This is a genomic window from Agrobacterium sp. NPDC090283, from assembly GCF_044769685.1.
GTDB lineage: Bacteria > Pseudomonadota > Alphaproteobacteria > Rhizobiales > Rhizobiaceae > Agrobacterium.
Genome location: NZ_JBIVYG010000003.1, coordinates 378,649 through 390,634, shown reverse-complemented (window position 1 = coordinate 390,634; position 11,986 = coordinate 378,649). Strand labels below are relative to the sequence as shown.

Here is an 11,986-nt window from a genome sequence, read left to right as displayed (position 1 = left end):
AGATTACCAGCGGTAATGCGAGAATGCGCGGTTGGCGTCGGCCATCTTGTGCGTGTCTTCGCGCTTCTTGACAGCAGAACCGCGGTTGTTCGCAGCGTCCATGAGTTCGCCGGAAAGGCGATCGACCATGGTCGTTTCGTTGCGCTTGCGCGCAGCGGTGATCAGCCAGCGGATGGCCAGAGCCTGACGGCGCTCGGGGCGAACGTCGACCGGAACCTGATACGTGGCACCACCAACGCGGCGCGAACGCACTTCAACGTGCGGAGCAACGTTGTCGAGGGCCGAATGGAACACGCCGAGCGGCTCCTGCTTCGTCTTGCCCTGAACGACGTCGAATGCGCCGTAAACGATGCTTTCTGCGACCGACTTCTTGCCGTGAAGCATGATGGCGTTCATGAACTTGGTGACGACCAGATCGCCGAACTTCGGATCCGGGTTGATCTCACGCTTTTCTGCACTATGGCGACGGGACATATTCTTTGTCTCTCAATGTTATTGACGCTTTACCACGCGGAGAACCTCGCGCAGCGCCGGAATTTGTTAAACCGAATTACTTCGGACGCTTCGCACCGTACTTGGAGCGGCGCTGCTTGCGGTTCTTGACGCCCTGGGTATCGAGAACACCGCGGATGATGTGATAACGAACGCCCGGCAAGTCCTTTACGCGGCCGCCGCGGATCATGACCACGGAGTGTTCCTGAAGGTTGTGACCTTCGCCCGGAATGTAGCCGATGACTTCGAAGCCGTTGGTGAGGCGGATCTTGGCAACCTTACGCAGAGCCGAGTTCGGCTTCTTCGGGGTCGTCGTATAAACGCGGGTGCAAACACCACGCTTCTGCGGGTTTTCCTGAAGAGCAGGAACCTTGTTGCGCTTTACCTGTGCCTGGCGAGGCTTGCGGATCAGCTGGTTTACGGTAGGCATATAACCATCCCTTGCAAAAACTACTTTAGCCACCCTCACGGGTGGCGGCTATGCCGTTGCCGGCGACGATGCACGCATATATCCTCATGCGCAAAACGTGGCCCGATCCGTTTTCACGGATGGACCACCAAGAGCAGAGGACACCGGATGAGGCGTCTTGCGTGCAACATTCGTGTCTTCTACGTGCAATGGAGACCCGTTTGAGATGATGTTCGGGAAAAAGCTTTCCGAACGGCCAGCACCCACAGAGGCTCCGATGGCGGGCGTACTACTGTTTTAGCCAGCTTTCGTCAAGGGTGAATCCACATTTTGCGCCGCCGCCCCTGGCCGCAAAGCCCGCGTCCGAGCCATTTCCAACGCGCTTTAACATAAGTCGGCGCAGAAGGCAGCGATTTTGACCTCGACGCTTTGGCTTTTCACAAAATCCGTCTATTGATTCCCTCAGGGCGGGCCGGATCGGTTTCGCCCCCGCGGGACCGATTCCATCGGCCCGCATGACAGCAACGAAAGATCAAGGAACCGCGTCATGAGCAACCTCCCCGACAACGATAATGGACGCGACGAGCCGATGGTCTTCATCGTCATCGGCAAGGCTTACGAGACCGACAACTCCGAGGGCATCGACATTCACGTCATCCTGCGGGCGCCGGATGACGACACCGCCGTGCGCGAGACGCTGAACGCACTTTCCGAGGAAGGTTTCATCGAAGCCGACCTCGACCAGATCGGCATGCTGACGGAGGTTCCGGACGAGGAGCCGCACGCTTCCGCCTATCAGGGCGCACTCGAAGGCGAAGTCGCCATCATCCGCTTCGCCTGAGGGGCAGACATATGACGGTCAGACGTGTCGTCGCCAATATAGCAACGCCCGAGCCCGCACGGGCGCAGGCGTTCTATGGCGATATTCTCGGCATGCCCGTCGCGATGGATCACGGCTGGATCGTCACCCATGCCAGCCCGCTCGAAGCGCGCGCTCAGGTCAGCTTCGCACGCGAAGGCGGCTCCGGCACTGCTGTGCCGGACCTTTCGATCGAGGTCGATGATTTCGATGAAGTCCATGCCAAAATCCTGAAGGCGGGCCTGCCGATCGAATATGGCCCCGTTAGCGAGACGTGGGGCGTGCGCCGGCTCTTTCTGCGCGATCCCTTTGGTAAATTGATCAATATATTAAGTCACTTATAGATTATATACTTTTAATACAGTAGTATTATTTGATTATACGTTGAACAATACCGTGATATGATGTTTACATCGTCCCGACACGAGATTCCGGTGACGGGTTGAATACTATATCGTCGGCAGACATTATTGATGACATTTATGAGGCAGCGCTTTTCCCCGATCGTTGGGCGAAGGTGATTGCCGCCATCGGCCACCGGTTGGATTTCTGGGGTGGCGCCCTCACCTGGGGAAAGGGTGAGGAGGAAGCCTGGCTTTATACGCCCAATTTCCAGGAACTGATGCAGGCCTTCATGGAGGGCGGCTGGAATCACCGCAACGATCGCCTCACCCGCGCGATCCGCGAGGGACAATTTTCCTTCGTGCAGGATTTCGACGTCTTCACCCATGATGAATGGGCCGGGCTGCCGATCGTGCGTGACTTCCTCGTGCCGCGCGGATTGGGATATGGGGCAGCCACCCAGGTTGCACCGCCTGATCATCCGGAAATGACGGTGCTTTTCGAGCGCAAGCTGGAGAGTGGCGTCATCGGGCCGGAGACCATGGCGGCGCTCGGCGGGCTGAGGCCGCATATTGCCCGCAGCCTTACGCTTGCAACCCGGCTGCAGCGGCAGAAGGCCGATGCCATGACGCTCGGCCTCAACGCCATTGGGGCACCGGCCGCGGTGCTGCAGGCAAGCGGGCGCATTCTCTCCGCCAACGACCTTTTTGTGTCGCTGCAGAAATCCATTTCGACCCGCGCCCGTGACAGGATCGTCATCTCCGACGAAAGAGTGAACCGGCTTCTCTATAAGGCGCTCGCTGGTCACGCTATCGGCTCGTTTCCCCTGCCCACCAGCGAGGACGGGGCCTGCATCCTCCACGTCATACCCCTGCGCAAGAATGCACTCGACTTGTCGCCGAATGGCAGCGCCATCGTGCTGATATCCCAGCCCATGGGCACCATTGCCGATGCAAGCACACTGCTGAAGGGGCTGTACGACCTCACCAGAGGCGAAGCCCGCGTTGCGCTGGAAATCATGAAGGGTCTTTCGCTTCCCGCCGTCGCGAAGCAATTGCAGATCTCCCACGAAACGGTTCGCAGCAACGCCAAGTCGATCTATGCGAAGACCGGCAGCACCGGTCAGGCCGATCTCGTTCGCCGGCTTTCCGTTCTGACGCGCTACAACATCCGCGAACAGGGCTGATCCCCGGCGCCGGGCTTCAGGGCGCCGTCAATGAGAGATTGGGAAATGGGGATAGCCGCCGAAAGGCAGCTCCATGCCAGGGCCCGCACAAACAAAAACGCCCGGATTGCTCCGGGCGTCTTCATTGAACTTTGGCGGGGCTTCGCAAAGCCCCTGCCCTTACCTGACCTTATTCGGCGGCCGGAGCCTGATCGGTCATGTCCTGCAGCATCTGATTGGCAGAACCTGCACCCGTACCCCTGCGGCGTTCCTCGAGAATGAGGTCGTCGCGCGAGGTGGCGATGCGGCGAATCTGCGTCATGGTGCCGCCGGTACCGGCCGGGATGAGACGGCCGACGATGACGTTTTCCTTGAGGCCCTGCAGCGTGTCCGTCTTGCCGGCGATCGCAGCTTCCGTGAGAACCTTGGTGGTTTCCTGGAAGGATGCGGCCGAGATGAAGGACGGCGTCTGCAACGAAGCCTTGGTGATACCGAGCAGAACCGGCTCGCCATAAGCAGGCTTCTTGCCCTCTTCGATCAGACGGTCGTTCATGTCTTCCATCTCGATACGATCGACATTGTCGCCGACGATGTACTGGCTGTCACCAGCATCGGTGATCTCGACCTTCTGCAGCATCTGGCGAACGATCACCTCGATGTGCTTGTCGTTGATCACAACGCCCTGCAGTCGGTAGACTTCCTGGATTTCGTTCACGAGGTAGGAAGCCAGAGCCTCCACGCCCTTGATCGCCAGAATGTCGTGCGGTGCCGGGTTGCCGTCGAGAATGTATTCGCCCTTCTCGATATAGTCGCCTTCCTGAAGATGGAAGGGCTTGCCCTTCGGGATCAGGTATTCGACCGGCTCGACGCCGTCTTCCGCAGGCTCGATCATCACGCGACGCTTGTTCTTGTAGTCGCGGCCCAGCCGGATCGTACCATCGATCTCTGCGATGATGGCGTGATCCTTCGGACGACGGGCTTCGAACAGTTCGGCAACGCGCGGCAGACCGCCGGTGATGTCCTTCGTCTTGGCGCTTTCCAGCGGCGAACGTGCAAGCACGTCACCCTGGGAGACCTTCGCACCCGGCTCGACCGACAGGATGGCGTCGACCGAGAGCTGGAAGCGGGCTTCGCCACCACGGGCAAGCTTCGCAACCGCACCGGAGGCGTCCTTGATGACGATCGCAGGCTTGAGGTCCGAACCGCGCGGCGTCGAACGCCAGTCGATGACCTGACGCTTGGTGATGCCGGTGGATTCGTCGGTGGCTTCCAGAACGGAGAGGCCGTCGACCAGGTCTTCGAAGTGAACGGTACCTTCCACTTCCGTCATCATCGGACGGGTGTAGGGGTCCCACTCTGCAAGACGCTGACCGCGCTTAACCTTGTCGCCATCGTCCACGAAGATCTTCGAACCGTAAGCGACACGCTGCGTGGAACGTTCCGCGCCGCGCTCGTCCAGGATCGTAACGGACATGTTACGGCCCATGGCGATGAGAACGCCTTCGGAGTTCCGCAGGATGTTGCGGTTCTTGATCTGGATCGTGCCTTCATACGAAGCTTCGAGGAACGACTGGTCGACCACGTTCGCCGTACCGCCAAGGTGGAAGGTACGCATGGTAAGCTGCGTGCCCGGTTCACCGATCGACTGTGCGGCGATGACGCCAACGGCTTCGCCCATGTTGACAGGCGTACCGCGTGCAAGGTCACGACCGTAGCAGACGCCGCAGACACCGATCTGCACTTCGCAGGTAAGCGCCGAGCGGATGCGGACGGACTGGATGCCGGCCTTCTCGATGGTGGCAACGTCGGCTTCGTCGATCAGCGTTCCAGCCTTGACGATGTTCTCGCCAGTGACCGGATTGTCGATATCGTCAAGAGCCGTACGGCCGAGGATACGTGCGCCGAGCGAGGCAACGACCTGACCGGCATCGACGATGGCGGTCATGGTGAGGCCCTTGTCGGTGCCGCAATCCCTGGAGTTGACGATGCAATCCTGCGCGACGTCGACGAGACGACGGGTCAGGTAACCCGAGTTCGCGGTCTTCAAGGCGGTATCTGCGAGACCCTTACGGGCACCGTGGGTCGAGTTGAAGTACTCGTTAACGGTCAGCCCTTCCTTGAAGTTCGAGATGATAGGCGTCTCGATGATTTCACCCGACGGCTTCGCCATCAGGCCGCGCATGCCGCCCAGCTGACGCATCTGGTTCGGAGAACCGCGCGCGCCCGAGTGGGACATCATGTAGATGGAGTTCATCGGCTTCTGGCGGCCCGTTTCCGGATCGAACTCGACAGCCTTGATGCGTGCCATCATCTCTTCGGCGACCTTTTCGGTTGCCTTGCCCCAGGCGTCGACAACCTTGTTGTACTTTTCGCCCTGGGTGATGAGACCATCATTATACTGCTGTTCGTATTCCTTCACGAGAGCTTCGGTGTCGCCGACGATCTTCACCTTGCTGTCCGGAATGACCATGTCGTCCTTGCCGAACGAAATGCCGGCGCGGCAGGCATGGGCAAAGCCGAGCTGCATGATGCGGTCGCAGAAGATGACCGTGTCTTTCTGGCCGCAGTGACGGTAGACCGTGTCGATCATCTTGGAGATGTTCTTCTTGGTCATTTCCTGGTTGCAGACGTCGAAAGGCACGTTGACGTTCTTCGGCAGAAGTTCGCCAATCAGCATACGGCCAGGGGTCGTTTCATGGATCTTCGAAACCGGCTTGCCATCGGCATCCACGGTCTTGAAGCGGCCGCGGATCTTGGCATGCAGCGTCACGACCTTGTTTTCAAGCGCGTGATGCAGCTCACCGATATCCGAGAACGCCATGCCTTCGCCCGGCTCGTTCTGGTTCATGATCGACAGGTAATAGAGGCCGAGAACCATGTCCTGCGACGGAACGATGATCGGATGACCGTTCGCCGGATGCAGGATGTTGTTGGTCGACATCATCAGCACGCGTGCTTCCAGCTGGGCTTCCAGCGAAAGCGGCACGTGGACAGCCATCTGGTCACCGTCGAAGTCGGCGTTGAAGGCCGTGCAGACGAGCGGGTGCAGCTGGATGGCCTTGCCTTCGACCAGCATGGGTTCGAAAGCCTGGATACCCAGACGGTGCAGCGTCGGTGCGCGGTTCAGAAGAACCGGATGCTCGCGGATGACCTCGTCGAGGATATCCCAGACTTCCGGCTTCTCTTTTTCAACCAGCTTCTTGGCCTGCTTGACGGTCGAGGAGTAACCCTTGGCGTCGAGGCGGGCGTAGATGAACGGCTTGAACAGTTCGAGCGCCATCTTCTTCGGCAGGCCGCACTGGTGCAGCTTCAGTTCCGGACCGGTCACGATGACCGAACGACCGGAATAGTCGACGCGCTTGCCGAGAAGGTTCTGGCGGAAGCGGCCCTGCTTGCCCTTGAGCATGTCGGAGAGCGACTTCAGCGGACGCTTGTTGGCACCCGTGATGACGCGACCGCGACGGCCGTTATCGAACAGCGCATCGACGGATTCCTGCAACATACGCTTTTCGTTGCGGATGATGATGCCCGGCGCACGAAGCTCGATCAGGCGCTTCAGACGGTTGTTACGGTTGATGACGCGGCGATAGAGATCGTTAAGGTCGGACGTTGCGAAACGGCCGCCATCCAGCGGAACCAGCGGACGCAGATCCGGCGGAATGACCGGAACGACCTTCATGATCATCCATTCAGGACGGTTGCCCGACTCCATGAAGTTCTCGACGATCTTCAGGCGCTTCATCAGCTTCTTCTGCTTGAGATCAGACGTGGTCTCAGCAAGTTCGGCACGCAGGTCGCCGGCGATCTTTTCGAGGTTCATCGAAGCCAGCATCTCGTAGATGGCTTCAGCGCCGATCATGGCGGTGAACTGGTCTTCGCCGAACTCGTCGACGGCGATCATGTACTCTTCTTCAGACAGAAGCTGGTTCTGCTTCAGCGAAGTGAGGCCAGGCTCGGTGACGATGTAGTTCTCGAAATAAAGAACGCGTTCGACATCCTTCAGCGTCATGTCGAGCAGGGTCGAGATACGCGAGGGAAGCGACTTCAGGAACCAGATGTGGGCAACCGGCGCTGCGAGCTCGATGTGGCCCATGCGCTCACGGCGAACGCGCGACAGCGTGACTTCGACGCCGCACTTTTCGCAGATGATGCCCTTGTACTTCATGCGCTTGTACTTGCCGCACAGGCACTCGTAGTCCTTGATCGGTCCGAAGATGCGCGCGCAGAAAAGGCCGTCGCGTTCGGGCTTGAACGTACGGTAGTTGATGGTTTCCGGCTTCTTGATCTCGCCGTAGGACCACGACAGGATTTTTTCCGGCGAAGCAATCGAAATCCGGATGGAATCGAAATGCTGCGCAGGCACCTGAGGATTGAAAAGATTCATGACCTCTTGGTTCATGCCTTGTCTCCTTGAGAGGCTAGCTGCTGCCCCTGTTTGCATCCGGACCGGTTTCTTCCCGGGTCGCCGTCCAGAGCTTTAAATACGGATTAACCGCACAATGCGGCGAAAGTGTCCCACGCCAGCCGGGCTGACGGGAAACCGGCAGGCGCCCGGAAGGCGCCCGCCTCTCTCATTTTTATTCCGCCGCGTCGGGCAGCTGGTCTTCTGGCTGGTTCTCGATCTTCGAGTTTTCCAGCTCAACCGAAAGACCAAGCGACCGCATTTCCTTGACGAGAACGTTGAAGCTCTCCGGAATACCGGCCTCAAAGGTATCGTCGCCACGGACGATCGCTTCGTAGACCTTGGTGCGGCCGGCCACGTCGTCCGACTTGACGGTCAACATTTCCTGCAGCGTGTAGGCCGCGCCGTATGCTTCCAGAGCCCAGACTTCCATTTCCCCGAAGCGCTGTCCGCCGAACTGCGCCTTGCCGCCCAGCGGCTGCTGGGTAACGAGCGAGTAAGGACCGATCGAGCGAGCGTGGATCTTGTCGTCGACAAGGTGGTTCAGCTTGATCATGTACATGTAGCCGACGGTGACCTTGCGGTCGAACGGCTCACCGGTACGACCGTCATAAAGGACGGACTGACCGGATTCATGCAGACCTGCCTTCTTCAGCATCGCGGCGACGTCGGGCTCATGCGCACCGTCGAAGACCGGGGTCGCGATGGAAACACCGCGCTTGGCTTCTTCGGCAAGCTTCACCAGCGAGTCGTCGTCGAAACGCTGAACCTCGTCATTGGCTTCAGACGCGTAGATTTCCGTCAGCTCGCTGCGAAGCTCGCTGATGTCCATCGTCTTGCGATACTCTTCGAGCATCTCGCCGATCTTCTTGCCCATGCCTGCGCATGCCCATGCGAGGTGGGTTTCGAGGATCTGGCCGACGTTCATGCGCGAAGGCACGCCGAGCGGGTTCAAGCAGATGTCGACATGCGTGCCGTCTTCGAGGAACGGCATGTCCTCGACCGGAACGATACGCGAGACGACGCCCTTGTTACCGTGACGGCCGGCCATCTTGTCGCCCGGCTGGATCTTGCGCTTAACGGCAACGAAGACCTTGACCATCTTCATGACACCAGGAGGCATTTCATCGCCGCGCTGGACCTTTTCGACCTTGTCCATGAAGCGCTGTTCAAGGCGCGACTTGGACTCATCGTACTGACCGCGAAGCGCTTCGAGTTCGGACTGAGCCTTCTCGTCTTCGACCGCGAACATCCACCACTGCGAGCGGGGATATTCGGAGACGACGGCGTTGGAAAGCTCGACGCCCTTCTTGAAGCCCTTCGGACCGGCGATGGAAACGTGGCCACGCAGCATGTCGATCAGGCGGCCGTAGACGTTACGGTCAAGAATTGCCTGCTCGTCGTCGCGGTCCTTCGCCAGGCGCTCGATCTCTTCGCGCTCGATAGCCATCGCGCGCTCGTCCTTCTCCACACCGTGACGGTTGAAGACGCGGACTTCGACAACCGTACCAAACGTGCCCGGAGGCATGCGCATGGAGGTGTCGCGAACGTCGGAAGCCTTTTCACCGAAGATGGCGCGCAGAAGCTTTTCTTCCGGCGTCATCGGGCTTTCGCCCTTCGGCGTGATCTTGCCGACGAGGATATCGCCCGGCTGAACTTCCGCACCGATGTAAACGATACCGGCTTCGTCGAGGTTCTTCAGCGCTTCTTCCGAAACGTTCGGAATGTCGCGCGTGATTTCTTCCGGACCAAGCTTCGTGTCGCGCGCCATCACCTCGAATTCTTCGATGTGAATGGAGGTGAACACGTCGTCGGAAACGATACGTTCCGACATCAGGATCGAGTCTTCGTAGTTGTAGCCGTTCCAGGGCATGAACGCGACGAGCGCGTTACGACCAAGCGCCAGGTCACCGAGGTCGGTCGACGGACCATCCGCGATGATATCACCCTTGGAGATGATGTCGCCGACGGAAACCAGCGGGCGCTGGTTGACGCAGGTGTTCTGGTTCGAACGCTGGAACTTCTGCAGACGGTAGATGTCAACACCGGACTTGCCGGCATCGAGGTCTTCCGTGGCGCGGATAACGATACGGGTCGCATCCACCTGATCGACCACACCGCCACGACGGGCTGCAATGGCAGCACCGGAGTCACGGGCAACGATCGGCTCCATGCCGGTACCGACGAACGGTGCCTCGGCGCGCAGAAGCGGAACGGCCTGACGCTGCATGTTCGAGCCCATGAGAGCGCGGTTGGCGTCGTCGTTTTCCAGGAACGGAATGAGAGCCGCTGCGACCGAAACGAGCTGCTTCGGCGAAACGTCCATCAGGTTGATGTTGTCACGCGGTGCGAGCATAACTTCGCCCGAGTGACGGCAGACGACGAACTCTTCCGAGAACGAACCGTCTTCATTGAGCGGCGCATTGGCCTGCGCGACGTAATATTTCGCCTCTTCCATGGCGGAGAGGTAGATCACGTCGTTGGTGACCTTGCCGTCGACGATCTTGCGGTACGGGCTTTCGATGAAGCCGTACTTGTTGACGCGGGCGAAGGTTGCAAGCGAGTTGATCAGACCGATGTTCGGGCCTTCCGGCGTTTCGATCGGGCAAATACGGCCGTAATGGGTCGGGTGAACGTCGCGGACTTCGAAGCCGGCGCGCTCGCGGGTCAGACCGCCCGGTCCAAGAGCCGAAAGACGGCGCTTGTGGGTGATTTCCGAAAGCGGATTCACCTGGTCCATGAACTGCGACAGCTGCGAGGAACCGAAGAATTCGCGAACGGCGGCGGCTGCCGGCTTCGCGTTGATCAGGTCCTGCGGCATCACGGTGTCGATTTCGATCGAGGACATACGTTCCTTGATCGCACGTTCCATGCGCAGAAGGCCCAGACGATACTGGTTTTCCATCAGTTCGCCGACAGAACGGACACGGCGGTTGCCGAGGTTGTCGATGTCGTCGATTTCGCCCTTGCCGTCGCGCAGTTCGACCAGCATCTTAACGACGGCGAGGATGTCTTCCTTGCGCAGCGTGCGCACGGTGTCTTCCGCATCGAGGTCGAGGCGCATGTTCATCTTGACGCGGCCAACGGCCGACAGGTCGTAACGCTCCGCATCGAAGAACAGCGAGTTGAACATCGCTTCCGCCGATTCCATGGTCGGCGGCTCACCCGGACGCATGACGCGGTAGATGTCGAACAGGGCTTCCTGGCGGTTTTCGTTCTTGTCGGCCGACAGCGTGTTGCGGATATAGGCGCCAACATTGACGTGGTCGATGTTGAGGACCGGAATCTCGTCGAAGCCCGACTGCAGGATGAGACCGAGGGTCTTCTCGTCGATTTCGTCGCCGGCCTCGAGATAGATTTCACCCGTCTCGTAGTTGACGATGTCTTCGGCCAGATAGTTGCCGTAGAGATCTTCGTCGGTCGCCTTCAGCGCCTTGAGGCCCTTCTCCGTCAGCTGGCGGATCAGGCGCGGGGTCAGCTTCTTGCCACCTTCGACCACGACTTCGCCGGTATCGGCGTCGATCATGTCGGTGATGACCTTGGCGTTCTTCAGCGTTTCAGGCTGGAACGGAATGCGCCAGCCGTCGCCGGAGCGCTCATAGGAAGCCTTGGTGTAGAAGGTCGACAGAATGTCTTCGCCATCCATGCCAAGCGCCATCAGCAGCGAGGTCACGGGGATCTTGCGGCGACGGTCGATACGCGCATAGACGATGTCCTTGGCGTCGAACTCGATGTCGAGCCAGGAACCGCGATAGGGGATGACGCGGGCAGCGAAGAGCAGCTTGCCGGAAGAATGGCTCTTGCCCTTGTCGTGATCGAAGAACACGCCCGGCGAACGGTGCATCTGCGAAACGATGACGCGCTCGGTGCCGTTGACGATGAACGTGCCGTTATTGGTCATGAGCGGCATGTCGCCCATGTAGACGGACTGTTCCTTGATGTCCTTGATGGACTTCGCGCCCGTATCTTCATCGATATCGAACACGATGAGGCGCAGCGTCACTTTAAGCGGCGCAGCATAGGTCAGATCGCGCTGACGGCATTCCTCGACGTCGAACTTCGGCGCTTCGAATTCGTAGGACACGAATTCGAGCATGGAGGCGCCGGAAAAATCGGTGATCGGGAATACGGATTTGAATACGGCATTCAATCCCTCGTCGGGACGGCCACCCTTGGGCTCGTCAACCATGAGAAACTGGTCATACGAAGCCTTCTGAACCTCGATGAGGTTCGGCATTTCCGCTACTTCTGGAATTTTGCCGAAAAACTTGCGTACGCGCCTGCGACCGTTAAACGAAAGGGTCTGAGCCATCGTCG

7 protein-coding genes are annotated in these 11,986 nt (G+C 59.2%); 3 read left to right on the top strand and 4 right to left on the bottom strand.

The window, feature by feature from the left end; translation table 11 throughout:
• Positions 1-3: 3 nt before the first annotated feature.
• Both rpsG and rpsL read right to left on the bottom strand, forming a co-directional pair.
• A complete protein-coding gene (rpsG, locus tag ACIQUH_RS07375; RefSeq protein WP_003507761.1) occupies positions 4-474 on the bottom strand; it encodes a 30S ribosomal protein S7 in 471 nt (156 codons plus the stop codon).
• Between the two features lie 76 nt (positions 475-550).
• Positions 551-922, bottom strand: a complete 372-nt coding sequence (gene rpsL, locus ACIQUH_RS07370; protein ID WP_003507760.1) for a 30S ribosomal protein S12 — start codon at positions 920-922, stop codon at positions 551-553.
• 526 nt (positions 923-1,448) lie between these two features.
• Between rpsL and ACIQUH_RS07365 the strand changes: the two genes are divergently transcribed.
• The 3 genes from ACIQUH_RS07365 (at position 1,449) to ACIQUH_RS07355 (ending at position 3,288) form a co-directional block, all read left to right on the top strand.
• The gene (locus tag ACIQUH_RS07365; protein WP_400813419.1) at positions 1,449-1,742 is read left to right on the top strand and encodes a transcriptional regulator; all 294 of its coding nucleotides are present in this window, start codon (positions 1,449-1,451) and stop codon (positions 1,740-1,742) included.
• Between the two features lie 11 nt (positions 1,743-1,753).
• The gene (locus ACIQUH_RS07360) at positions 1,754-2,104 is read left to right on the top strand and encodes a VOC family protein (RefSeq protein WP_400813418.1); all 351 of its coding nucleotides are present in this window, start codon (positions 1,754-1,756) and stop codon (positions 2,102-2,104) included.
• A 98-nt stretch (positions 2,105-2,202) separates the two neighbouring features.
• Positions 2,203-3,288, top strand: a complete 1,086-nt coding sequence (locus ACIQUH_RS07355; protein ID WP_400813417.1) for a helix-turn-helix transcriptional regulator — start codon at positions 2,203-2,205, stop codon at positions 3,286-3,288.
• A 169-nt stretch (positions 3,289-3,457) separates the two neighbouring features.
• Here the strand turns inward: ACIQUH_RS07355 and rpoC are convergent, their stop codons facing one another.
• Both rpoC and rpoB read right to left on the bottom strand, forming a co-directional pair.
• Complete coding sequence (gene rpoC / locus ACIQUH_RS07350) at positions 3,458-7,666, bottom strand: DNA-directed RNA polymerase subunit beta' (protein ID WP_400813416.1); 4,209 nt, start codon at positions 7,664-7,666, stop codon at positions 3,458-3,460.
• A 178-nt stretch (positions 7,667-7,844) separates the two neighbouring features.
• On the bottom strand, positions 7,845-11,981 hold the full coding sequence (rpoB, locus tag ACIQUH_RS07345; RefSeq protein WP_400813415.1) for a DNA-directed RNA polymerase subunit beta: 4,137 nt from the start codon (positions 11,979-11,981) through the stop codon (positions 7,845-7,847).
• Positions 11,982-11,986: the final 5 nt, after the last annotated feature.